This window comes from Burkholderia sp. Bp9143 (genome assembly GCF_003853645.1).
Classification (GTDB): domain Bacteria; phylum Pseudomonadota; class Gammaproteobacteria; order Burkholderiales; family Burkholderiaceae; genus Burkholderia.
Map to the genome: position 1 here is coordinate 22,388 of NZ_QTPO01000047.1, position 23,188 is coordinate 45,575.

A 23,188-nucleotide genomic window follows, 5' to 3' on the forward strand; every position below is an offset into this window, starting at 1 on the left:
CGACAACGTATATCTTTGGAGGGCGATCGGAAAGTGAGTGTGCGCACACATACTGGCCGACATGTCGGCAAAAACAGGGTAAACGACAGATACATCCTCGGCTTCGATCGCGTCTAGACTTCGCGATGTAGTACGACGACGTATGAATAGCAATCCGCCGTCCGGTGCGCGTCGATATCCCAACCACTGAAGGAGTGCCCATGGCCGCAACCCGCCGCCGTTCGTCTTCGTCCGTCCGATCGCTTTCGCCGAAGCGGGTGTCGCGCCGCGACTTCATCGGCTGGACTGGCGCGCTCGCCGGCGGCGCCGTGCTCGGCGGACCGCTCGCGGCCACCCGGGCGTTTGCGGCCGGCACCGCGCCCCATGCGGCGGTCGACCTGATCTGGGGCGAGCATGGTGCGGCGGCGCGCATCGCGGCATCGCTCGCGCATGTGTCGCGGCTCGCGTTCCGCAGGCACGACTTCGACGTCACGCGTTACGGCGCGCGCGTGTGCGCGACCGTCGCGCAGACGTCGCCGTACCCGGTGGCGAAATCGCCGGTCAGCCCCGGTTCGGAGTTGACGACCGCGCCCGGTTCATTCGACTCGCGCCCGGCGTTTCTCGCCGCGATCGACGCATGCGTGCGCGAAGGCGGCGGCCGCGTGGTCGTGCCGCCCGGCACCTGGTATTGCGCGGGGCCGATCGTGCTGCAGAGCAACGTGAATTTCCACCTGAGTGCGAACTGCACGATCTACTTCAGCCCGAACCCGGCCGACTACGCGAAGGACGGCCCGGTCGACTGCGGCGCGAATGGCCGGCTGTACTACAGCCGCTGGCAGGCGAACGACTGCCTGAACTACGGCGCGCCCGTCTACGCGCGCAACGCGACGAACATCGCGTTGACGGGCGAGGGCCCGACGTCGGTGCTCAACGGTCAGGCGATGACACCGTTCTCCGGCAGCGGCGCGGGCAGCATCTGCTGGTGGACCTACAAGGGCTCGTCGGGCGCCTACGGCGCGAGCGCGACGGTGCCGAGCCAGGCCTACGCAAACCCGAACAACGTCGACCTGCGGATCGTCGCGCCCGCGATCCCCGACGCGCTCTATGCGCTGCTCACGTCGCCGGTCACGCCGTGGCAGCAGGACCAGAACTACCTGCCCGCGCTGTCGGAAGCCGGCGTGCCGGTCGAGCAGCGCATCTTCGGGCTCGGCCACTACCTGCGGCCGTGCATGGTCGAATTCATCGGCTGCACCAACGTGCTGATGGAGAATTACCAGACGCAGAACACACCGTTCTGGCAGCACCATCCGACCGCGTCACGCAACGTCGTGATTCGCGGCGTGACGACGAACAGCATCGGCCCGAACAACGACGGCTTCGATCCGGACGCGTGCACCGACGTGCTGTGCGAAGGCTGCACGTTCAACACCGGCGACGACTGCATCGCGATCAAGTCGGGCAAGGACCGCGACACCGAATACGGCCCCGCGAAGCGGCACCTGATCCGCAACTGCACGATGAACAGCGGGCACGGCGGCATCACGCTCGGCAGCGAGATGGGCGGCGGCGTCGAGCAGATCTATGCGACCAATCTGTCGATGCTGAACGCGAACTGGCAGACCAACCCGCTGAACATCGCGATTCGCGTGAAGACGAACATGAACCGCGGCGGCTATGTGAAGGACTTCCACGTGAAGGGCGTCACGTTGCCGAACGGCGTGAATCTGAAGGGCGGCGGCTACGGCAGCGCGCTGCTCGCGGGCAGCCCGATCAACGCGAGCGTGCCGCTCGGCGTGGTCACGCCGGCGGCCGGCAATCCGTCGGCCGCGCAGGGCGGCGTCGTCACGTTCGACTGCGACTACCAGCCCGCGAACGACGCGGTGCGCACGCGGCCGCCGGTCGTGCAGAACGTGACGATCTCGGACGTGAAGGCGAGCAACGTGACGCTGAACGGCGTGACCGCGTCGTGCTTCCAGGCGATCGTCGCGCAAGGGCCGGTCGCGTTCGACTACAACGGCACGCCGCCGACACCCGCCGTGCAGCCGATCTCCGGCGTGATGATCAGCAACTGCGACTTCGGCACGCCGGTCGCGTCGGGCACGCCGACGGTCACGTCGCCGGGGCCGATCTACGCGTTCAACGTGAGCGCGATGACGCTGGCGAACGTGACGATCGCCGGGCAGGCGGTCAATACGACGATCACCGACAAGCGGTGAAGTGACGGGGGAGGAGAGCGTTCGCGTGCGGCCGATCGATGCACGCGAACGCGAGGCTGAATGCGAACGCGTTACGCCAGCGTCTTGGCCATGTGGTGTTCGTCGTAGAAGCGGCCGTCGACGAACAGCGAGCGCGGTTCCGTGCCGAACCGGGCGAACCCTTGCGACGCGTACAGTCGTTCCGCGGTGCCGTTGATCGCGTTCACGCACAGCACCAGTTGCTTGCACTGCCACGCCTGCGATGCATGCGCGGTCGCGCTGTCGAGCAGCGATTGCGCGATGCCGCGCCCGCGATACGCCGGGTCGACGAACACGCCCCAGATCGTCGCCTTGTGCGCGACCTTGGCGCGCGCATCGCGGCGCACGCCCGTGATGCCGACGAGCGATGCGTCGTCGAATGCGCCGAACACGGCGCGCTCATGGGTGGCGGTGATGCGCGTCGCGAATTCATCGACCGGGACGCCGGCTTCTTCGTCGTGGGTCGGCAGGAACGAGGTTGGCGACGTGTCGACCGCGCGGAGGCGGACGGACTGGAATTGCGCCGCGTCGGCGGCGTCGAGCAGGCGGATCGTGATCATCGGTCGGAGTTGTCGTTGTCGGCTTGCCGGGTGGTCGGAATCTGCGGCGCGATGCGCGGCAGGGCATCGACAATGCTAAGTCGAAACGCGTTTGCTCGTGCGAGCGTCGACCGTGTGCGGAAGATGACGGTGAAGGACCGTACGCGACAAGCGTGCCGCGTTGCCTGAAGGAGACTAAAGGAAGGGGATGAAGCGACGCGCGCCCGCCGTCGCGCCGAAGCGGCGCACGGCGTGGAACGCGCGAAATCGTGGATACGCGCCCGATCAGCTCAGGCGCATGCGAGCCGGATCAATACCGCGACAACTGATTGCCGTTGATCTGCACGCGATCGCCCGGGTGCAGGTCGCCCGGCGACTGCACGTCGAACGAGCGCGTCGAGCCGTCGCTGACCTGCACGTCGATCCGATAGCTGCTCGGCGGTTGGGCCGCGCCCATCTGCTGGCCGATCTGGTTGCCGGCGACGGCGCCGCCGAGCGCGCCGATCACGGTGGCCGCATCGCGGCCGTGGCCGCGGCCGAACTGGTTGCCCACCAGGCCGCCGACCAGCGCACCGACGACGGTACCGGCGACGCCCGACGTGCCGACCGAGCCGTTGACCGGCCGGATGTTCGCGACGGTGCCGTATTGCGTGCCGTAGCCGTTGCCGTACTGGCCGCCGTAAGGCTGCGGGTTGCCGTACTGGTCGTACTGCGGCGCCTGGCTCGGATACGCCGGCTGTTGCGGCTGCACGTAGCCGGGTTGCGAATACGCGGGCTGTGCATAGCCGGGCGTCGCGTATTGTTGCTGCGGATAGCCCGGTTGCGCGCCGTAGTAGCCCGGCGCGACACAGGCGGTCAGCGGAAGCGCCGCCACGGCGACGAGCGTGGCGAACAGGACGGTCTTCGTGGAAGGCATGCGCATCATGGTGGTTCCCTGCATCGGCAACGTGTTCGCCGACGAATTCCGGGACGGGTGGCGAACTCGGCGTGAGTATAAGGAAAGGGCGGATGCGCGTCCGGTGCGGCCGGGTAACAACGTGTAAAGTCTGTTGCCGCGCAAATCGCCGGCCCGGCGGGGCGCTGAAGCGAGCGCCGGCAACGGCGCGACGGGGCATCCGGGTGCCTGTCTCCGGTGACGCTGCGCGCTTGCGGGGTCGTTGGTCTTTTCGCCGCTTTCGCTGCTTGCACCGCACCCACCGCGCCCACCGCGATCCCGCCCCGTCATCGCGCCAGACCCGGCGAGCATGCGCGCCGCGCATCGCGAAATCGAATGCGCGGCATCGCGACATTTAATTGGCCACTGGCCGCCCCGTCCGATATCGTGACCGCATTCCCTGGCAACGGTCGCGCCGCGCCGGCCGCGGTTTCTTCCCCCTGTCCGCGTCGGCGTCGCGCAGCGACCGCCCCATCCACATTCCGAGTCATGACCGATCGCTTCTTCACCCACGCCGTCGATGCCGGCGGCCAGCCCGTCAACCTCGTCGTCCGTGACGGCCGCTTCGTCGCGATCGGCGCCGATTGCACCGCCGCGCCCGGTGCCGAAACGATCGACCTCGGCGGGCGCGTCGTGCTGCCCGGCTTCGTCGACGGCCACATTCATCTCGACAAGAGCTTCGTCGGCGACCGCTGGGTGCCGCATGAACCGGTCGACTCGCTGCGCGAGCGGCTCGCGGTCGAGAAGCGCCAGCTCGCGGCCGCGCCGCCGATCGTCGCGCGCGCGAATGCGCTGATCGAGCAGGCCGCCGCGTTCGGCACGATCGCGATGCGCAGCCACGTCGACGTCGACGCGACGACGGGCCTGTCGAACCTGCAGGCCGTGATGGCCGTGCGCGAACAATGGCGCGGGATCGTCGACATCGAACTGGTCGCGTTTCCGCAGGCCGGCGTGGTGACGTGCCCGGGCACCGCCGCGATCCTCGACGCGGCCGTGCGCGAAGGCGCGGACGTGGTCGGCGGGATCGACCCGACGACGCTCGACGGCGACGCGGACGGCCAGCTCGACATCGTGTTCGGCATCGCCGAGAAGCGTGGCGCGAAGATCGACATCCACCTGCACGAACCGGGCGAGACCGGCATCGCGCAACTGCTGCGGATCGCGGCGCGCACGCGCGCGGCGGGCCTCGGCGGCCGCGTGAACGTGAGCCACGCGTATGCGCTCGGCCAGGTCGATCATGGCGACGTCGAGCGTGCGGCCGCGGCACTCGCCGACGCCGGCGTGTCGATCCTGACCAACGCACCGGGCGACTGCGCATTCCCGCCGGTGCGGGAGCTGCGCGATGCCGGCGTGCACGTGTTCGCCGGCAACGACAACATTCGCGATGCGTGGTGGCCGTACGGCAACGGCGACATGCTGCAGCGCGCGATGATGGTCGGCTACCGCTCGGGCTTTCATACCGACGAAGCGCTCGGCATCGCGCTCGACATGGCGACGCACGCCGGCGCGCGCGCGATCGGCAAGGCCAACTACGGCATCGCGGTCGGCTGCGACGCGAGCTTCGTCGCGGTGCGCGCGCCGAATGCGGCGGCCGCCGTCGCCGGCGTGCCGGCCGAACGCTGGGTGTTCCGCCGAGGCGAAAGCGATACCGGTGCGCCGTTCGCGCCGGCACTGCGCTTCGCGCGATAACGACCTGACCGCCGTGACGGTGCGCGCATCGTCACGGCCTTGCATTGACCGACCACACCGGAACCGACATGACGAACCTGCTGATCCGTAACGTCCGCACGCACGCCGACGAGGCGCTCGACATCCTGATCGAAGGCGAGCGCATCGCGCGCGTCGGCCCGTCGCTCGACGTGGCCGCCGGCTGCGCGATCGAGGACGGCGCGGGCGCGCTCGCGCTGCCCGGCCTCGTCGAGAGCCACACGCATCTCGACAAGACCCATTGGGGAATGCCGTGGTATCGCAACGCGGTGGGGCCGCGCCTCGTCGACCGCATCGAGAACGAGCGCCACTACCGCGCGACGAGCGGCCACGACGCGGGCGTCGCGTCGCTCGCGTTGTCGCGCGCATTCCTCGCGGCCGGCACGACGCGCATCCGCACGCACGTCGACGTCGACACCGAGGCCGGGCTGCGGCATCTGCACGGCGTGCTCGCGACGCGCGAGACGCTGCGCGGCCAGGTCGACATCCAGATCGTCGCGTTTCCGCAGTCGGGCGTGCTCAAGCGGCCCGGCACCGCCGCGCTGCTGTCCGACGCGCTGCGCGCGGGCGCCGACCTGCTCGGCGGCCTCGACCCGTGCGCGATCGAAGGCGATCCGGTCGAGGCGGTGGACGTGCTGTTCGGGATCGCCGAGCGCCACGGTCGCGGGCTCGATCTGCACCTGCACGAGCGCGGGTCGATGGGCGCGTACTCGCTCGACCTGATCCTGCAGCGCACGGCCGCGCTCGGCATGCAGGGCAAGGTCACGATCAGCCACGGCTTCTGCCTCGGCGACATCGCTGAACGCGAGCGCGACGCGCTGCTCGCGCGGATGGCCGAACTCGGCGTCGCGATCGTCACGACCGCGCCGGCCGCGGTGCCGGTGCCGTCGGTCGTCGCCTGCCGTGCGGCCGGCGTGACTGTCATCGGCGGCAACGACGGCGTACGCGATACGTGGACGCCGTACGGTTCGCCCGACATGCTCGAACGCGCGATGCTGATCGGCATGCGCAACGATTTCCGCCGCGACGACGCGCTCGAAATCGCGCTCGACTGCGTGACGCACAGCGCGGCACGCGGTTGCGGCTTCGCCGACTACGGCCTGGAAGCGGGCAAGCGTGCGGACGTCGTCCTCGTCGATGCGCTGACGTTCGCCGAGGCCGTCGTGTCACGGCCGACGCGGCGGCTCGTCGTGTCGTCGGGGAAGATCGTCGCGCGCGACGGCGCGCTGGTCTGAGCCGAGCGCCTTATCGCGCCGCCTGCGCTCATTCTCGCTCGTGCTCCAGCATCGCCGCGAGCGCCTTCGTCAGTTCGCTGACCATCGGATCGGCCGTCGGCCGATGCAGGATCGCGATGTCCATGTTCTCGATCGGCGCGAAGCCGCCGTGCTCCTCGGTCAGCACCACGTGGTCGTCGGTCACCACGCGCGCCGGCAGCACGCTGATGCCGAGCCCGTCCGCGACGGCCGCCTGGATGCCGCTCAGGCTCGACGTCGTGAAGCTGATCCGCCAGCGGCGGCCGCGTTCCTCGATCGCCTTGATCATGTCGTCGCGATAGAGCCCGCGCGGCGGAAACACGACGATCGGGACCGGGTCGAGCTCGATCGTCGGATGTTGCGCGCTGTCGATCCAGCGCAGCTTCTCCGGCCAGCGCACCACCGCCTCGCGGCTGTCGCGCCGCTGCTTGATCAGCACGAGATCGAGTTCGCCGCGATCGTAGGCCGCGCAGATGTCGCGGCTCAACCCGCACATCACCTCGAGCTTCACCTGCGGATGATCGCGCTTGAACGCGGCGAGCGCATGGGTCGTGCGGCCCGCCGCGAAATCGTCGGGTACGCCGAGCCGGATCGTCAGCGCGACGGTCGCGCCCGACAGCGCTTCCAGCATCTCGTCGTTCAGCGCGATCATGCGCCGCGCGTAGCTCAACACGGTCACGCCGGCGTCGGTCGGCCGCACGTCGCGCGTGCCGCGATCGAGCAGGCGATGCCCGGCGATCTCCTCCAGCCGCCGCACCTTCTGGCTGACCGTCGACTGCGTCGAATGCAGGCGCGCGGACGCGGTCGTGAAGCTGCCGCAGTCGGCGACCATCACGAGCGCCCGCAACAGGTCGAGGTCGAACAAAGGTCTATTCATTTCTGCACTTTTCTGGATTCGAGCATTTCATTTCCAAATGCGTGCGACGACTTTTAACATGGCCCGAGCCCGCGGGCAATCGCGGTTTCGCCGGACCCGGCGCGGCTGCGCGGGCGCATAGCAAGGAGGACGCCGGATGCTTTTCCAACGGATGGCGATCGTCGGCTCGTTTGCGTTGACGACGCTTACCACGGCTGTCGCGGCCGCCGACGGTGGTGCGCTCGAAGGGCGGGGATCATGCTCGGCGAAAGCAGCGAGCGCCATGTGCGGATCGTGCAGTTGCTGGTCGACGAGAAGGCTAACGTGAACCTCGCCGATTCGAACGGCGAGACGCCGCTGCAGCATGCGCGTTGCCGCGGGCATGCGCCGATCGAGCGGATTCTGGTAGCTGCGGGAGGGCGATAGGGTTAGCGGCGGCGCTGCGGTCAGGCCCAAACTTTCCGATAGAGACGAAGCGCCTTCGATCACGCCGCAAGGTGCGTCCAGATCGCGCGAAGCGGCGTGCCCGAGCGTGCCGCGGCTTCTTCGGCGGCCTTGACCACAACGGGCAGTGGCACTTCGTCGAGGATGACGGAGAACTGCGACTCGAATCCTGCCGGAATCCGGCCCGTGGTCAACGCGTCGGCCAGCAGTCGCTCGGTCAACTCGCCCTTGTAGCTGACGTTCGCGCTGATGACGGCCTTGTAGAGCCCGTTGTGATTCTTGCGCGGATGCGCCGTGATTTCGATGCCAAGTACGCCGAGCAGTCGGATAAGCTTTCTGATCCCGACGTCGCTGATCGTGCCGATTTCGAGCTGGCTCAAGGTAAGGGGCGACACGCCGGCGAGTTTTGCCAGCTGGTGCTGAGTTAGATCGAGTTCCGTCCTTCGTTTGGCGACGGCCTGGCCGATTTCATAGAGCTGCATGTCGATTTCCTGACACCGGGAGTGTCGAATGTAAGGCAGATTCTGCTCAGGCGATTGCCAGTGTGGTATAGACTGGTGTGGCGATTTCGGGGAGCCATTCGGTAGAGTGCCAGAGTGCCTGTCGGATATCGAAACCCTGCCCTGTGGATATCCGGCAAAACACACTCTCGACCGACTGTGCACCCCATCGGGTAAACACCGGAAAATTCGGCAATTTAAGCTAAATCATCCTGTAGCGATTGTTATCCCGTCCTTACTGCGCGATTTCTCAGCTCAACTCTTCCCAATCCGTTCCGCCGCCACTTCCCCCGCTTGCGCTCAAGAATTGAGCGGTCTAGACTGCATCGCAGTTTCATCGAAGTCCCCGTCTTTCGCGTACCGCGCCGGGCCTGCCGGCACGACGCTCCCCAACGGACGCCCGGCGCTTGCCCGCCACGTCGAGACCACAAGGACACAACCATGAACCGCACTGCAAAGCTCGTCGTATCCGCGCTGGCGTTCGCGCCGCTCGTCTCGTTCGCGCAGGACACGGCGACGATCCGCTGGGGCATCGATCCCACCTATCCGCCGTTCGAGGCGAAGCAGCCCGACGGCTCGCTCGCCGGCTTCGACATCGACCTGCGCAATGCGATCTGCGAGCAGCTGCACGCGAAATGCGTGTGGGTCGAGCAGGGTTTCGATGGAATGATTCCGGCGCTGCGCGCGCGCAAGTTCGACGTGATCATGTCCGCGATGACGGCCACCGACGAGCGGCTCAAGCAGATCGACTTCTCGAACAAGCTGTATGCGTCGCCGGGCGCGCTCGTCGCGCCGGTTGGCTCGACGCTGCTGCCGACCGCGGCGTCGCTCGCCGGCAAGCGCATCGGGATCGACCAGGGCACGACGCAGGAGGCGTACGCGAAGGCCGAATGGGCGACCAAGGGCGTGACGATCGTGTCGTACCAGAATCAGGACCAGGTGTATCAGGATCTGGTGAACGGCCGTCTCGACGCGACCTTCCAGGACAAGACGCAGGCCGGCTATTCGTTCCTGAAGACGCCGCGCGGCAAGGGCTACACGTTCGCGGGCCCCGACGTGACCGACGTGCGCATCACCGGCTACGGCGTCGCGATGGGCGTGCGCAAGGGCGACGCCGACATGAAGAAGCGCCTGAACGACGCGATCGCCGCGATCCGCGCGAACGGCACGTACCAGAAGATCGCCGCGAAATACTTCGACTTCGACATCTACGGCGCGAAGCAGCAATTGACCGCCGCGCCGTGACCTCATGACCCCCCATGACCCCGTGATTCATCCCATCGACAGGCAAGCCATGACGAGTATCCAGGACCGCGTCGCGAAAGCCGTGACGCCCGAACTGATCGCCGCCTTCCGCGACGAAGGCGCGGTATACATCAAGGGCATCTTCTCGCCCGACGAAGTGGCCGCGCTGCGTGCCGGCATCGACGCGAACCTCGCACAGCCGAGCGAGCGCGCGAAGGTGGCGAGCCGGCCCGACGATCCCGGCTGGTTCTTCGAGGACTTCTGCAACTGGCGGCACAACGACGCGTACCGCGACTTCATCGTGCGTTCGCCCGCGCCATCGGTGGCCGCCGCGCTGATGGGCACGCAGACCGTGCGGCTGCATCACGACCACCTGCTCGTGAAGGAGCCCGGCACGCGGCAGCGCACGCCGTGGCACCAGGACCAGCCGTACTACAACATCGAAGGCGACGACAACGTCAGCATGTGGATTCCGGTCGATCCGGTGCCGCTCGAATCGACGCTGGAATTCGTCGCGGGTTCGCACCAGGGGCCGTGGCTGATGCCGCGCACGTTCATGGACAAGGAGGCGAAGTGGTTCCCGGAAGGCAGCCTCGCCGACCTGCCCGACATCGAGGCCGATCGTTCCGCGTTCCCGATCCGCCACTGGGCGCTCGAGCCGGGCGACATGGTGTGCTTCCGGATGCTGACGCTGCATGCGTCGGGCGGGACGCAGAACCGCCGGCGCGCGTTCTCGATCCGCTTCGTCGGCGACGATATCCGTCACGCGCCGCGTCGCTGGAAGACGTCGCCCGATTTCCCGGGGCTCGCGGACGAGCTGCCGGACGGCGCGCCGCTCGAGCATGCGCTGTTTCCGGTCGTGTGGTCGCGCGACGCGGGGCAGGTCGGGGCGATCTGAGCGGCGGACAGCGACGACGTCACGTGACGTCACACGCGCGGCGGCCGTTTCGCGATGAAGCAGCCGCCGCACGCGGTCTTTTTCGAGCGTCGGGGGAGGTTCAGGTCTGGTGACGTCCGGCGCCCGGCTTGAAGCGCGAGCCGAGCCGGTAGCGGTTGCCCGGATGCAGGAAGTGCACGAACGTGACCGGCAGCCCGTTCGTCCAGGTACGGCGCGTGAGCGTGAGGCACGGCTCGTCGGCGCGCATGTCGAGCAGTCGCGCCTGTTCGCTGGTCGGCAGCGACGCGTCGACGACGTGCTCGATTTCCAGTTCGTAGTGCGACACGTTGTTGAACAGGTATTCGGACGGCGGCTCGACCTGGAAATCCTGATCGATGAAGTCGGGCGCGGCGGCCGGGTTCACGTAGCGATCCTCGAGCTGGATCGGGCGGCCGTTTTCCTCGTGCACGCACACCACGTGAAAGACCGGCGTATTGACCGCCAGCCCGAATGCGGCCGCGACGTCGAACGACGCGGGTTCGCGCGACTGGCTGAGCACGCGGCAGCGGTACTCGTGGCCGCGCGCGCGGATCTCGTCGCGGATGTGCGCGATCATCAGCAGGTTCGACTGCGGCTTCGCTTCGGCGACGAAGGTGCCGACGCCCGCGATGCGCTTCAGCACGCCTTCCTCGGTCAGCTCGCGCAGCGCGCGGTTGACCGTCATGCGAGCGACGCCGAATTGCGCGGCGAGGTCGAGTTCGGACGGAATGCGGTCCCCCGGGCGCCAGTCGCCCGCATCGACGTTCTGGCGAACGAGCGCCTTGATTTGCTGGAACGGTGCGGTGGCCTTTGTGACCATCGGGGGATCCTTGCGCGAAGAGGTGACGAGGCTAGTCGTCGTGACTGACGATGACCAGGATCTCCGCCTGCGCGGCACCGAGGCTGCGCGTGCGGTGCGGGATGAGGGCGTTGAAATAGACTGAATCGCCGGTCTTGAGTTGCACGGTCTCGTTCGGAAATTCGATTTCGACGCGCCCCTTGTGCACGAACAGGAATTCCTCGCCTTCGTGTTCGCGGAACGTCGACGCGACGAATTCGTGCGGCGGATGCACGACGAACGGCAGCATCTTCTTCGGCGCGACGCCGGCCGCGATGCTTTCGAAGCGGTGCGCGTGGCTGTCGGCCGCAGCACCCATTGCCGTGCGCTCGCCGGCGCGCGTGACCGTGATCAGCTCGCGGTTGTGGCTTTCCGAGAACAGCTGCTCGACGTCGACGTTCAGTGCCTTCGACAGCTTCAGCGCGACCGCGATCGACGGCACGCTCATGCCGCGCTCGACTTTCGACAGGTAGCTCTTGGTCAGGCCCGTCTCGTCGGCCAGCACATCGAGCGTCCAGCCCTTCTGTTTTCTGAGCAGCTTCAGGCGAATCGTCATGGGGCACCAAGTGTCCTTCGAAAAACCGATTGTAACGCATGACACAAAGTGTCCTATAATGGATCGAGTGTCACGGCTCGTCTTCGCGGATTCTTGCGAAACGGCGGCGAGCGACGCGACACATCCGATCCATCCAGGAGGTGAACATGGCGGAAACGCTGAATTTGACGAAGGAGGCGCTGGTTGCGCTGGCGGAGCGGCGTCTCGAGAACGAGGTGGGCGACAGCGGCTGGTCCGCGCGGCAAAAGCTCGCGCTCACGTGCCGGATCCTGTTCGACGCCGGTCACGATTCGGGGCTGGCCGGGCAGATCACCTGCCGCGCGGGCGACGCCGGCACGTATTACACGCAGCGGCTCGGGCTCGGCTTCGACGAGATCTCGGCCGCGAACCTGCTGCGCGTCAACGAGGATCTCGACGTCGTCGACGGCGAGGGCATTCCGAATCCGGCCAACCGGTTCCATACGTGGATCTATCGCGAGCGCCCGGACGTGAACTGCATCATCCATACGCATCCGGCGCACGTCGCGGCGCTGTCGATGCTCGAGCAGCCGCTGGTCGTGTCGCACATGGACACCTGCCCGCTGTACGACGACTGCGCGTTCCTGAAGGATTGGCCCGGCGTGCCGGTCGGCAACGAGGAGGGCGAGATCATTTCGAAGGCGCTCGGCAGCAAGCGTGCGATCCTGCTGTCGCATCACGGTCAGCTCGTGGTCGGTAGGACGATCGAGGAAGCCTGCATCCTCGCGCTGCTGATCGAGCGGGCCGCGAAGCTGCAACTGCTTGCGATGTCGGCCGGCGAGATCAGGCCGGTTCCGCCGGCGCTGGCGCGGGAAGCGCACGACTGGATTTCGAAGCCGAAGCGCGACGCCGTGACGTTTGACTATTACGCGCGCCGCGCATTGCGCACGCATCGAGACTGCGTCGCATGAACGGGCGCGCAGCGTCCATCGTTTCAATTCATCATTGAGGAATCCACATCGTGTCCATCCTGTTGCAAGGCGTTATCGCCTACCCGGTTACACCGTTCTCCGCCGACGGCGGCGTCGACCTGCCGGCGCTCGACGCGCTGATCGAGCGCCTGATCGCCGACGGCGTCCACGCGATTGCGCCGCTGGGCAGTACCGGCGAGAGCGCGTACCTGTCCGATGCCGAATGGGAGTCGGTCGCCACCGCGTCGATTCGCGCGGTGCGCCGGCGCGTGCCGACCGTCGTCGGTATCTCCGATCTCACGACTGCCGGTGCGGTGCGCCGTGCGCGCTTTGCCGAACAGGCCGGCGCCGATGCGGTGATGGTGTTGCCCGTGGCGTACTGGAAGCTCGGCAGCGACGAGATCGTCGCGCACTACCGCGCGATCGGCGACGCCGTCGGCATCCCGATCATGCTGTACAACAACCCCGCGACGAGCGGCGTCGACATGTCACCCGACCTGATCGTGACGATCTGCAGGGCCGTCGACAACGTGACGATGGTCAAGGAGAGCACCGGCGACATCGGGCGGATGCACCGGCTCGCGCAGTTGAGCGACGGGGCGATCCCGTTCTACAACGGCAGCAACCCGATGGCGCTTGCCGCGCTGGCCGCGGGCGCGGCAGGATGGTGCACGGCCGCGCCGAACCTCAATGCCGCGTTGCCGATTGCGCTGGTCGACGCGATGCGCGCGGGTGACCTGGCGCGCGCCAGGGCGGTGTTTCACGCGCAGTTGCCGTTGCTGCAATTCATCGTCAACGGCGGCCTGCCGGTGACCGTGAAGGCTGGGTTGCGGCTGCGCGGCTTCGATGCGGGCGAGCCGAGGCGGCCGTTGCTGCCGCTCGGCGACGTGCGCACGCGCGAGCTCGAACGCGTGCTTGCGGCACTGCCGGAAGGCGTGCCGGCATGAGCGACGACGCACGGCCGACGGTTGCGGCCGCCATCGCCGCGGTGCGGGTCGGCACGCGCCGGCCGCTGGCCGGCACGCCGCACGCGAGTGCGATCGACAAGCAGCCGGTCGATGCGCGTCTTTGGCTCGGCGCGCTCGGCTTTGCGGGCGACGAGCAGGCCGATGCGAGGCATCACGGCGGGCCCGACAAGGCGGTTCATCACTATGCGCACGATCACTATGCGTGGTGGTCCGCGCAGATCGGCGCGCGCGACGTGCTCGCGCGGCCGGGCGCATTCGGCGAGAACCTGTCGACGCGCGGCGTGACCGAGCGCGACGTGTGTCTCGGCGACGTGTTCATGCTGGGCGACGCCGTGCTGCAGGTGTCGCAGTCGCGGCAGCCGTGCTGGAAGCTCAATGCGCGCTTCGATCATCCGCGCATGGCGGCGCTCGTGCAGCAAAGTGGCCGGACCGGCTGGTACTACCGCGTGCTGCACGAGGGCTGGGTGGCGCCGGGCGATGTGCTGGCGCTGCACGAGCGCCGGTATCCGCAATGGCCGCTGTCGACGGTGCTCGATGTGCTGTACCGGCGCACGCTCGACATGGCCGCGCTCGACGCGCTGTGCGACGTTCCGGTATTGCCGCCCGGCTGGCGCAAGATGCTCGAAAGGCGCCGGGCGGAGCGGCAGGTCGAAGACTGGACGAAACGGCTCGAAGGATGACGGGCCGCCTGCGCGGCTCACCTGGCCGGCAGGTTCCGCACGTCGGCCGTCGGCTCGGCGCCGAACGCGTCGCTCAGTGCGTAGCCGATCAGCTGCCGCGCGGCGGCCTCGGGCGTCGACAGCGCGCCGCTCGCCTTCAACTGGTCGAATTTCTCGCGCATCGGGAAGTTCGCTTCGCTGGTCGAGCGAATCGTCGCCTGCATGCCCGTATCGACGACGCCCGGCGCGACGCTGCAGATCCGCAGCGCGCGGTTCGCGTCGAGCGCGACGGCGCGTGCGTGATGATCGAGCGCGGCCTTGGTCGCGCAATAGACGCTCCAGCCCGCGTATGCGTTGCGCGCGGCGCCGCTCGACACGTGCAGGATCCGGCATTCGGTCGGGGCCGATACCGCCTGCACGAGCGCGGCCGACAACATCAGCGGCGCCGCGACGTTCAGGCCGACCGCGCGCGCGACGAGCGCCGGGTCCTGCGCGTCGAGCGGTCCGATCGGGTCGACGATGCCCGCGTTGTTGAAGAGCAGCGCGATCGACGCACCATCGACGAAGCGGCGCAGCGTGTCGCCGGCGAGCCAGGTCGCGACGGCCGACGTATCCGACAGGTCGAGTTCGATTTCGGCGAAGCGGTCGCCGGCCTGCGCGGCGAGCGACGGATGACGGCTGCGCGATACGCCAAGCACGGCGATGCCTTCCTGCAGCAGTTGTTCGGCGAGCGACGCGCCGAGGCCGCGTGTGTGTCCGGTGACGATGGCGCGCACGTTCGGCGCTAAGGAGGAGGCAGTCATGGCGGTGAATGAGTGAACGGATGAACCGTGTTGACGAGCGCGGCGCGCAGGCGCGGCGGCACGGCGAGCGGGACAGGGGTGATGCGCGGCGTTGGCGTGGCGTGCGAAGGCGGCCCGCATGGCGCCGCGTCTCCCGGATGAACGCTTATCGTAGCGCCGGCCTGCGCGACGCGCAAACGCGGGGCGCTGCCGCGCGTGAGTGCGGAGCGTGCGTTCGCGCTGCCGAACGCAGGCCTCGTCGCGCGCCGCCGCACGGCCGATACGTTGGACGAAAGCCGGCTGCGGCAAGTGCGCGCGCCGTCGTGGCGAGTGGCGCCGGGCCCGACGTCGCGAGCTATCATATGGCTCGCCCGTACGCGACGCCGGACGGGCCGCGACCGTTTCCCTTCACCTGCTGCACGCTGCGACGCCACCATGAACACCACGCCGGACATGCCCACGCCACGCGCCCTGCGCGAACTCACGCCCCTTGAGGCCCGCATTCTCGGGGTGCTCGTCGAGAAGCAGCACACGGTGCCGGACACCTACCCGCTGTCGCTGAATGCACTCACCGCAGGCTGCAACCAGAAAACCGCGCGCTCGCCGGTGATGAACGTCAGCGACGACGAAGTCACGACCGCGCTCGACGGACTCAAGCACCTGAGCCTCGTGATGGAAGGCAGCAGCAGCCGCGTGCCGCGTTTCGAGCACAACGTGAACCGCGTGCTCGGGATCCCGAGCCAGGCGATCGCGCTGCTGACGATCCTGCTGCTGCGCGGCCCGCAGACGGCCGCCGAACTGCGCCTGAACAGCGCCCGCCTGCACGGCTTCGCGGACATCTCGTCGGTCGAGGCCTTCCTCGACGAACTGGCGGCGCGTGCGCAACCGCTCGTCGTCCGGCTGCCGCGCGCGCCCGGTGCGCGCGAGAACCGCTGGATGCATCTGATGTGCGGCGAGGTGAACGTCGCCGACTATGCCGGTGCGGATACGGGGGGCGGTGCGGGCAGCGGCGCGGATTCCGTTCCGCCGTCCGAGTTCGAGGCGCTGAAGGCCGAGCAGAAACGGCTCGCGGATGAAGTGGCGCGGCTGAACGCACTCGTTCAGCGGATGGCGACCGAACTCGGGATCGACGTCGACGTGCCGGGCGACGCGGGCTGACGGGCGGGCCGGGCCAACGCGGCGCCAGCGCGCGTGAGGGCGCGCCGGGTGACGAACCCGCCTCCCGCCGCGGCCCGAATCCGCGCTACCAGCGGCACCCCGTCTTCGCGGACGCATCGACGTCCTGCGCCCACGCGAAATCGGTCTTCTTGCCGGTGCGCGCATTGGTGTACGTCATCGAATAGACGATCGCACCCTGGCTCATCATCTCGTATTAGCCGTTGATCTTGCCGCCGACCATTTCCCACCACGTGGTCGTGAACTGGTACGGGCGGCCTTCCGCGAGTTCTTCCTGATCCACGTGCTTGAGCAGCAGCGGAATCGCCGTCTTCGATTTCTCATCGCGGACGACACCGCCTTGCCACTTGGCGACGTCGTCGTAATACGTGCGCAACTCGAAGCGCACGGGTTTGTCGCCGGTCGTCCTGAAGCACAGCACTTCCGTGCTGACTTCGGCCGACGCGGGCAATGCGATGCACAGCAGCGATGCGGCGAGCGCTTTTTTCATGATGGTGCGTGAGTGATGGACGGGCGCTTCAGCCGATGCCGATCCGCGTCGCGCCCGCATCGACGAGCCGGAACAGCAGGTCCTCGACGGCCGCGCCCGGCGCCGAACCGAGATCCGCGTTGATGCGCCATCCCTGTTCCGTGCGCGCCGGCTCCGACAGATAGTGCACGATGCCGTGCAGGCCGTCTTCGGCCGGCACGCCTTCGTCGTCGGCGTCGAACCACGCGAAGAACCATGTCTTGAACGCGTCGGTGGCGGCCTCGCCGAGGCCGTCGGCTTCGATCGTCGCCCAGTCCCACACGAACGGCCGGATCGACACGGCCGCCGTTTCGAGTTCGAACGCGAACGGCTCGAAATCCAGTTGCGCGGTCGAGTCGACCATCGACGGCTGGCCGGCCGATTCGCCTTCGGCGTGAACGATGTCGGCGCGGCACGGCAGCGCGAGCGGGCCTTCGGTGGCCAGCGTGCCGTCGGCTTTCCGGTAGGCCGGTTCGACGACGGCTGCCGGTTGCGCTGCCGCTTGCGCGAGCAGGTCGACGTAGGGCTGGCGGATGGCGCTGAGCAGTTCGGATACGGTCATCTTGGCGGGTCGGGTCAAGTTGCGAACGATCAATCACGGACGGAGGGTGCGTCGTGCCGCCTGCGTCGAACGACGGACCGCATCGGCAGCGGACAGCCACGATCCTACGGCACGTCGGTGACACGCGACCACTCGGCCGAATGGCCGGCGGCCTCGGATCGCGTCGCGCCTCGCTGCCGTCTTGCGCGAGTGCCATAATCGAGCCTGCACATCATTCCAGACGTCCCCCGGAGAATCCCCATGCAGAACCTCGACAATCCTTCCCACGATCGCGAGGTAGGCAGCGCCGACGCGACGCAGGACACCACGCGCATCGACGACGTCCGCATCGGCGCCGTGCGTCCGCTGATCTCGCCCGCGCTGCTGCAGGACGAACTGCCGGTGCCGGCCGCCACGCAGACGCTCGTCGAGGACACGCGCCGCGCGATCGGTGACATCCTGCATGGCCGCGACGACCGGCTGCTGCTCGTCGTCGGCCCGTGCTCGATCCACGATCACGACCAGGCGCTCGAGTACGCCCGTCGCCTGAAGGCCGCCGCCGATGCGCTGAAGGACGACCTGCTGATCACGATGCGCGTGTACTTCGAGAAGCCGCGCACGACGGTCGGCTGGAAGGGCTACATCAACGATCCGCGCCTCGACGGCAGCTTCCGCATCAACGAAGGGCTGCGCGCCGCGCGGCAACTGCTGCTCGACATCAACGCGCTCGGCCTGCCTGCGTCGACCGAATTCCTCGACCTGCTGAGCCCGCAGTACATCGCGGACCTGATCGCATGGGGCGCGATCGGCGCGCGCACGACCGAGAGCCAGAGCCATCGTCAGCTCGCGTCGGGGCTGAGCTGCCCGATCGGCTTCAAGAACGGCACCGACGGCGGCGTGCAGGTCGCGTCGGACGCGATCGTCGCCGCACGCGCGAGCCACGCGTTCATGGGGATGACGAAGATGGGGATGGCCGCGATCTTCGAGACGCGCGGCAACGACGACGCGCACGTGATCCTGCGCGGCGGCAAGAACGGGCCGAACTACGACGCCGAGCACGTCGAGGCGAGCTGTGCGGTGCTGCGCAAGAGCGGGTTGCGCGAGCAGGTGATGGTCGATTGCTCGCATGCGAACTCGAACAAGTCGCACGAGCGGCAGATCGACGTCGCGCAGGATCTCGCGCGGCAGCTGTCGCAAGGCGAGCACCGGATCGTCGGCGTGATGGTCGAGAGCCATCTCGAGGCCGGGCGTCAGGACCTGAAGCCGGGCGTGCCGTTGCAGTACGGCGTGTCGATCACCGATGCGTGCCTGAGCTGGTCGCAGACGGAGCCGGTGCTGGACGTGCTGGCGGAGGCGGTGCGGCATCGCAGGGTGTATTCGCGGAATGCGTGACGCAGCGTGATTGCGTGGCGGAGTGGCGTCCGCCGCGTAGTTTGATGCGCCGGTGAAGATCGGCTGCCTACCTGCCATGTTCTCCCGATCGACTGCCATGGCGCCTATTTTTCGCGCCGCGCGCACCGTCCATCCGCACGATCGATGATCTTCATCAGGCCTGTCCCGCCTGTCCCGTCGCACTCCGAACGCACGATCCGGCGAATGCCGCTACCGTGAACGCCGTGTTGCACTGCGGCCCGGCCATGCCGGCCCGTCATGCATACACGCAGGGGCGGCGCAGCCGGCCGCCATGCGACCGACGAAGCGCGGGGTGCTCACCGATCAGCCGTTGCGCCCGCGTCGCTTCGCTCCCGGAATCAACAACAACCGAACCGGAGTGCGATACACATGAAGTTCTACAAGACCCTCATCGCGGCAGCCGTCCTCGCATCGAGCGTCAGCGCGCACGCGCAGATCGCCGGCGCGCAGCCGCTCAGCGTGACCGTCGAGCAATCGCAGGCGCTGCTCGAAGGCTGGAGCGTGAAGAAGAGCGTGCTCGGCAAGGCCGTGTACAACGACGCGAACCAGAAGGTCGGCACTGTGCGCGACCTGATCGTCGCGCCGGACGGCTCGGTGTCGGCGGCGATCGTGTCGGCCGGCGGCTTCCTCGGCGTGGCCGCGCATGACGTCGCGGTGCCGATCGCGTCGCTCGACGTGCGCAACGGCAACATCTATCTGCCGGGCGCGACGAAGGAGGCGCTGAAGGCCACGCCGGCGTTCCAGTACACGAAGGTGCCGTCGCCGCCGAAGCCGAAGAAGGTCGACGAGCAGCACTGATGCACGCGGCCCGGCGCGCGATGTGCCGGGCCCGGCCGTCCGCCGACCGCCGGCCACCGCGCCGATCCATCACGGCCTCGCTCCCTCGTCCACGACCCACCTCTACGTAATTCTACGTAGCCCCGCATACGTAGTTGTGCGCTTGTAAGCCGCCCCCGTCGCACGGAATACTACGGCCCAATGCCGCGGCTTCCACGAGACGCGGCACGACGCATCGACGTCACGCGGGTTCGGCGCGTCGCCGGATCCACTCAAAACCACATTGGAGACCAGGAGACGCCATGAATCGGGCTTCCAGTACCCTGCTCTGGATCGCGGTCGCGCTGCTCGGCGCGTTCGCGTTCGGGACGATCGCACTTGCGCACGGCGAACGCGTCAGCGCGCTCTGGATCGTGATCGCCGCAGTTTGCGTGTATCTGATCGCATATCGCTTCTACAGCCGTTTCATCGCCAGCAAGGTCATGCAGCTCGACGGGCTGCGGATGACGCCGGCGGTCAAGTTCAACGATGGCCTCGACTACGTGCCGACCAACAAGTACGTGCTGTTCGGCCATCACTTCGCCGCGATCGCCGGCGCCGGGCCGCTCGTCGGCCCCGTGCTCGCCGCGCAGATGGGCTACACGCCCGGCATGCTGTGGATCCTGGCCGGCGTCGTGTTCGCCGGTGCGGTGCAGGACTTCATCGTGCTGTTCATCTCGACGCGCCGCGACGGCCGCTCGCTCGGCGACCTCGTCAAGATGGAGCTCGGCACGGTGCCCGGCGTGATCGCGCTGTTCGGCGCGTTCCTGATCATGGTGATCATCCTCGCGGTGCTCGCGCTGATCGTCGTGAAGGCGCTGACGAATTCGCCGTGGGGCACGTTCACCGTCGCCGCGACGATTCCGATCGCGCTGTTCATGGGCGTCTACACGCGCTACATCCGTCCGGGCCGCATCGGCGAAGTGTCGATCATCGGCTTCGTGCTGCTGATGGCGTCGATCGCGTTCGGCCAGCACGTGCACGATTCGCCGACGCTCGCCGCCTGGTTCACGTTCAGCGGCACGCAGCTCACGTGGATCCTGATCGGCTACGGCTTCGTCGCATCGGTGCTGCCGGTGTGGCTGCTGCTCGCGCCGCGCGACTACCTGTCGACGTTCCTGAAGATCGGCACGATCCTCGGCCTCGCGATCGGCATCCTGGTCGTTGCACCGGAACTGAAGATGCCCGCGCTGACGAAGTTCGTCGACGGCACGGGCCCGGTGTGGTCGGGCAACCTGTTCCCGTTCCTGTTCATCACGATCGCGTGCGGCGCGGTGTCGGGTTTCCACGCGCTGATCTCGTCGGGCACGACGCCGAAGCTGATCGACAACGAAACCAACGCACGCTTCATCGGGTACGGCGCGATGCTGATGGAATCGTTCGTCGCGATCATGGCGCTGGTCGCCGCGTGCGTGATCGAGCCGGGCATCTATTTCGCGATGAACGCGCCGGCGGCCGTGCTCGGCTCGACGCCGGAAGCCGTCGCGAACACGGTCACGCAATGGGGCTTCGTGCTGACGCCCGACATGCTGACGCAGACCGCGAAGGCCGTCGGCGAAACGACGATCATCGCGCGCGCGGGCGGCGCCCCGACGCTGGCCGTCGGCATGGCGCACATCCTGCACCAGGTGATCGGTGGCGAAGCGATGATGGCGTTCTGGTATCACTTCGCGATCCTGTTCGAGGCGCTGTTCATCCTGACGGCCGTCGACGCCGGCACGCGCGCGGGCCGCTTCATGCTGCAGGACCTGCTCGGCACGTTCCACCCGGCGCTCAAGCGCACCGAGTCGCTGCCCGCGAACCTGGTCGCCACCGCGCTGTGCGTGGCCGCGTGGGGCTACTTCCTGTACCAGGGCGTGGTCGATCCGCTCGGCGGCATCAACACGCTGTGGCCGCTGTTCGGCATCTCGAACCAGATGCTCGCCGCGATCGCACTGGTGCTCGGCACCGTCGTGCTGTTCAAGATGAAGCGCGAGCGCTACGCATGGGTGACGATCGTGCCGACCGCATGGCTGCTGATCTGCACGCTGACGGCCGGCTGGCAGAAGATCTTCGACGCGAACCCGAAGGTCAGCTTCCTCGCGCACGCCGCGAAGCTGCAGGCCGCGGTGGACGAAGGCAAGGTGCTCGCACCGGCGAAGTCGATCGCGCAGATGCAGCGGATCATCTTCAACGACTACATCGATGCGGCGCTGGCCGGCCTGTTCATCTTCGTCGTCGTGGCGATCGCGGCGTACGGCGTGATCGCCGTGCTGCGCGCGCGCCGCGAGTCGAGGCCGACCGTGCGCGAGACGCCGTACGAGCCGATGCCGGCCGCGCAGGCGCTCGGCAGCGGACGATAACGGGAGGCCGCGATGTTCAGCGATCTCGGCAGCGACCTGCGCAGCGCGGGGCGTTACCTCGGGCAGGCGTTGCGGCTGATGGTCGGCCTGCCCGACTACGACACCTACGTCGCGCACATGCGCGAAACCCATCCGGACCGCGAGCCGATGACGTACGAGGCATTCTTCCGCGAGCGTCAGAATGCGCGGTACGGGTCGGGGGCGGGGAAGTGTTGCTGAACCGGGCCGGCGCAGCCGGCCGGTAGGGTGGTCCGGTGACGGACCGGGAAGCGCCGCGAAGGCATTCGCGGCGCTTTTTCTTTGGCGGGCCGCGGCGGCGCGCGCGAGGTGCCCGTCACCGCGGCGTTTGACTTCGTTCAGCGCGGCAACGTCCGGCCACCAGTATCATATGACTCATCATTTTTCGATGAATCCGCGCAGGAGAACCCGTCGTGCATGTCGGTGAGCGTTTCAACAGCATTTCCCATCTCGTCGGCGCGGTGCTGTCGGTGGCAGGGCTGGTCGCGCTGGTGACGATGGGCGCGCTCGAAGGCGATCCCTACAAGATCGTGAGCTTCAGCGTGTACGGCGCGATGCTGATCCTGCTCTACGCGATCTCGACGCTGTATCACAGCGTGCGCAACCCACGGCTCAAGGCGATCCTGCAGAAGTGCGACCATTCGGCCATCTATCTGCTGATCGCGGGCAGCTACACGCCGTTCACGCTCGTCACGCTGCGCGGCCCGTGGGGCTGGTCGTTGTTCGGTGTGAGCTGGGGGCTCGCGGCTTTCGGGATCGCGCAGGAACTCACGCTCGGACGGCGCACGCGTATCGTGTCGATGGTGCTGTACGTGCTGATGGGCTGGCTCGCGCTCGTCGCGATCCGCCCGCTGATCCATGCGCTGCCGCCGGTCGGTGCCGTCTGGCTCGTGGCCGGCGGCATCATCTACAGCGCGGGGATCTACTTCTTCATCAACGACGAGCGCATCCGCCACGGGCACGGTATCTGGCACCTTTTCGTGCTGGCCGGCAGCCTGTGCCAGTTCGTCAGTGTCGCGATGTATGTCGCGTGAG

25 protein-coding genes are annotated in these 23,188 nt (G+C 67.8%); 15 read left to right on the forward strand and 10 right to left on the reverse strand.

Annotation, left to right across the window (positions count from 1 at the left end; all coding sequences use genetic code 11):
• Positions 1-200 precede the first annotated feature (200 nt).
• On the forward strand, positions 201-2,195 hold the full coding sequence (locus tag DIE23_RS29420; RefSeq protein WP_124615328.1) for a glycosyl hydrolase family 28 protein: 1,995 nt from the start codon (positions 201-203) through the stop codon (positions 2,193-2,195).
• Between the two features lie 71 nt (positions 2,196-2,266).
• On the opposite strand, the gene DIE23_RS29425 is transcribed toward DIE23_RS29420, so the two are convergent.
• Positions 2,267-2,773, reverse strand: a complete 507-nt coding sequence (locus DIE23_RS29425; protein WP_124615329.1) for a GNAT family N-acetyltransferase — start codon at positions 2,771-2,773, stop codon at positions 2,267-2,269.
• A gap of 289 nt (positions 2,774-3,062) precedes the next feature.
• Positions 3,063-3,677: a glycine zipper 2TM domain-containing protein gene (locus tag DIE23_RS29430; RefSeq protein WP_124615330.1), complete on the reverse strand. Its 615-nt coding sequence runs from the start codon at positions 3,675-3,677 to the stop codon at positions 3,063-3,065.
• A 498-nt stretch (positions 3,678-4,175) separates the two neighbouring features.
• On the opposite strand from DIE23_RS29430, the gene DIE23_RS29435 reads away from it, so the two are divergent.
• Positions 4,176-5,375 (forward strand): amidohydrolase family protein, encoded by a 1,200-nt coding sequence (locus DIE23_RS29435; RefSeq protein WP_124615331.1) that lies wholly within the window; start codon positions 4,176-4,178, stop codon positions 5,373-5,375.
• 68 nt (positions 5,376-5,443) lie between these two features.
• Positions 5,444-6,628, forward strand: coding sequence for an amidohydrolase family protein (locus DIE23_RS29440; protein ID WP_124615332.1), 1,185 nt, complete (start codon positions 5,444-5,446; stop codon positions 6,626-6,628).
• A gap of 28 nt (positions 6,629-6,656) precedes the next feature.
• Here the strand turns inward: DIE23_RS29440 and DIE23_RS29445 are convergent, their stop codons facing one another.
• Positions 6,657-7,523, reverse strand: a complete 867-nt coding sequence (locus DIE23_RS29445; RefSeq protein WP_124615333.1) for a LysR family transcriptional regulator — start codon at positions 7,521-7,523, stop codon at positions 6,657-6,659.
• Positions 7,524-7,760: 237 nt separating this feature from the next.
• On the opposite strand from DIE23_RS29445, the gene DIE23_RS29450 reads away from it, so the two are divergent.
• Complete coding sequence (locus tag DIE23_RS29450) at positions 7,761-7,928, forward strand: ankyrin repeat domain-containing protein (protein ID WP_260436204.1); 168 nt, start codon at positions 7,761-7,763, stop codon at positions 7,926-7,928.
• Positions 7,929-7,987: 59 nt separating this feature from the next.
• Here the strand turns inward: DIE23_RS29450 and DIE23_RS29455 are convergent, their stop codons facing one another.
• Positions 7,988-8,428 (reverse strand): helix-turn-helix domain-containing protein, encoded by a 441-nt coding sequence (locus tag DIE23_RS29455; RefSeq protein WP_124615334.1) that lies wholly within the window; start codon positions 8,426-8,428, stop codon positions 7,988-7,990.
• Positions 8,429-8,887: 459 nt separating this feature from the next.
• On the opposite strand from DIE23_RS29455, the gene DIE23_RS29460 reads away from it, so the two are divergent.
• Both DIE23_RS29460 and DIE23_RS29465 read left to right on the forward strand, forming a co-directional pair.
• On the forward strand, positions 8,888-9,691 hold the full coding sequence (locus DIE23_RS29460) for an ABC transporter substrate-binding protein (RefSeq protein WP_124615335.1): 804 nt from the start codon (positions 8,888-8,890) through the stop codon (positions 9,689-9,691).
• Positions 9,692-9,740: 49 nt separating this feature from the next.
• The gene (locus tag DIE23_RS29465; protein ID WP_124615336.1) at positions 9,741-10,589 is read left to right on the forward strand and encodes a phytanoyl-CoA dioxygenase family protein; all 849 of its coding nucleotides are present in this window, start codon (positions 9,741-9,743) and stop codon (positions 10,587-10,589) included.
• 100 nt (positions 10,590-10,689) lie between these two features.
• On the opposite strand, the gene hutC is transcribed toward DIE23_RS29465, so the two are convergent.
• Positions 10,690-11,427, reverse strand: a complete 738-nt coding sequence (hutC, locus tag DIE23_RS29470) for a histidine utilization repressor (RefSeq protein WP_124615337.1) — start codon at positions 11,425-11,427, stop codon at positions 10,690-10,692.
• 31 nt (positions 11,428-11,458) lie between these two features.
• On the reverse strand, positions 11,459-12,001 hold the full coding sequence (locus DIE23_RS29475; protein WP_124615338.1) for a helix-turn-helix domain-containing protein: 543 nt from the start codon (positions 11,999-12,001) through the stop codon (positions 11,459-11,461).
• Positions 12,002-12,147: 146 nt separating this feature from the next.
• Here DIE23_RS29475 and DIE23_RS29480 point away from each other — a divergent pair, with 146 nt between their 5' ends.
• From DIE23_RS29480 to DIE23_RS29490, 3 genes are read left to right on the forward strand one after another with little or no spacing between them, the layout of a single operon-like run.
• The gene (locus DIE23_RS29480) at positions 12,148-12,930 is read left to right on the forward strand and encodes an aldolase (RefSeq protein ID WP_124615339.1); all 783 of its coding nucleotides are present in this window, start codon (positions 12,148-12,150) and stop codon (positions 12,928-12,930) included.
• A 50-nt stretch (positions 12,931-12,980) separates the two neighbouring features.
• Positions 12,981-13,877 (forward strand): dihydrodipicolinate synthase family protein, encoded by an 897-nt coding sequence (locus tag DIE23_RS29485; RefSeq protein WP_124615340.1) that lies wholly within the window; start codon positions 12,981-12,983, stop codon positions 13,875-13,877.
• On the forward strand, positions 13,874-14,578 hold the full coding sequence (locus DIE23_RS29490; RefSeq protein WP_185646556.1) for an MOSC domain-containing protein: 705 nt from the start codon (positions 13,874-13,876) through the stop codon (positions 14,576-14,578). The genes DIE23_RS29485 and DIE23_RS29490 overlap by 4 nt, the downstream gene beginning before the upstream one ends.
• Positions 14,579-14,595: 17 nt before the next feature.
• Here the strand turns inward: DIE23_RS29490 and DIE23_RS29495 are convergent, their stop codons facing one another.
• Entirely contained in the window at positions 14,596-15,360 is a 765-nt protein-coding gene (locus tag DIE23_RS29495; RefSeq protein WP_124615341.1) for an SDR family oxidoreductase, read from the reverse strand.
• A gap of 414 nt (positions 15,361-15,774) precedes the next feature.
• Here DIE23_RS29495 and DIE23_RS29500 point away from each other — a divergent pair, with 414 nt between their 5' ends.
• Positions 15,775-16,497 (forward strand): YceH family protein, encoded by a 723-nt coding sequence (locus DIE23_RS29500; protein ID WP_124615342.1) that lies wholly within the window; start codon positions 15,775-15,777, stop codon positions 16,495-16,497.
• Between the two features lie 85 nt (positions 16,498-16,582).
• Here DIE23_RS29500 and DIE23_RS40440 read toward each other — a convergent pair whose 3' ends face one another.
• The 3 genes from DIE23_RS40440 to DIE23_RS29510 are packed head-to-tail and all read right to left on the reverse strand — an operon-like array spanning position 16,583 to position 17,585.
• On the reverse strand, positions 16,583-16,705 hold the full coding sequence (locus DIE23_RS40440) for a hypothetical protein (protein ID WP_260436205.1): 123 nt from the start codon (positions 16,703-16,705) through the stop codon (positions 16,583-16,585).
• A 6-nt stretch (positions 16,706-16,711) separates the two neighbouring features.
• Complete coding sequence (locus DIE23_RS29505; protein WP_260436206.1) at positions 16,712-17,005, reverse strand: hypothetical protein; 294 nt, start codon at positions 17,003-17,005, stop codon at positions 16,712-16,714.
• Positions 17,006-17,033: 28 nt separating this feature from the next.
• The gene (locus DIE23_RS29510; protein ID WP_124615343.1) at positions 17,034-17,585 is read right to left on the reverse strand and encodes a hypothetical protein; all 552 of its coding nucleotides are present in this window, start codon (positions 17,583-17,585) and stop codon (positions 17,034-17,036) included.
• Between the two features lie 240 nt (positions 17,586-17,825).
• Between DIE23_RS29510 and DIE23_RS29515 the strand changes: the two genes are divergently transcribed.
• The 5 genes from DIE23_RS29515 (at position 17,826) to trhA (ending at position 23,187) form a co-directional block, all read left to right on the forward strand.
• Positions 17,826-18,956 (forward strand): 3-deoxy-7-phosphoheptulonate synthase, encoded by a 1,131-nt coding sequence (locus DIE23_RS29515; RefSeq protein WP_124615344.1) that lies wholly within the window; start codon positions 17,826-17,828, stop codon positions 18,954-18,956.
• Between the two features lie 390 nt (positions 18,957-19,346).
• A complete protein-coding gene (locus tag DIE23_RS29520; RefSeq protein WP_124615345.1) occupies positions 19,347-19,775 on the forward strand; it encodes a PRC-barrel domain-containing protein in 429 nt (142 codons plus the stop codon).
• A gap of 281 nt (positions 19,776-20,056) precedes the next feature.
• Positions 20,057-22,135 carry a carbon starvation CstA family protein gene (locus tag DIE23_RS29525; RefSeq protein ID WP_124615346.1) on the forward strand — a complete coding sequence of 693 codons (2,079 nt, stop codon included), beginning with the start codon at positions 20,057-20,059 and terminating at the stop codon, positions 22,133-22,135.
• Between the two features lie 12 nt (positions 22,136-22,147).
• Positions 22,148-22,354: a YbdD/YjiX family protein gene (locus DIE23_RS29530; protein ID WP_014900797.1), complete on the forward strand. Its 207-nt coding sequence runs from the start codon at positions 22,148-22,150 to the stop codon at positions 22,352-22,354.
• Between the two features lie 212 nt (positions 22,355-22,566).
• Positions 22,567-23,187, forward strand: a complete 621-nt coding sequence (gene trhA, locus DIE23_RS29535; protein ID WP_124615347.1) for a PAQR family membrane homeostasis protein TrhA — start codon at positions 22,567-22,569, stop codon at positions 23,185-23,187.
• Position 23,188 lies beyond the last annotated feature (1 nt).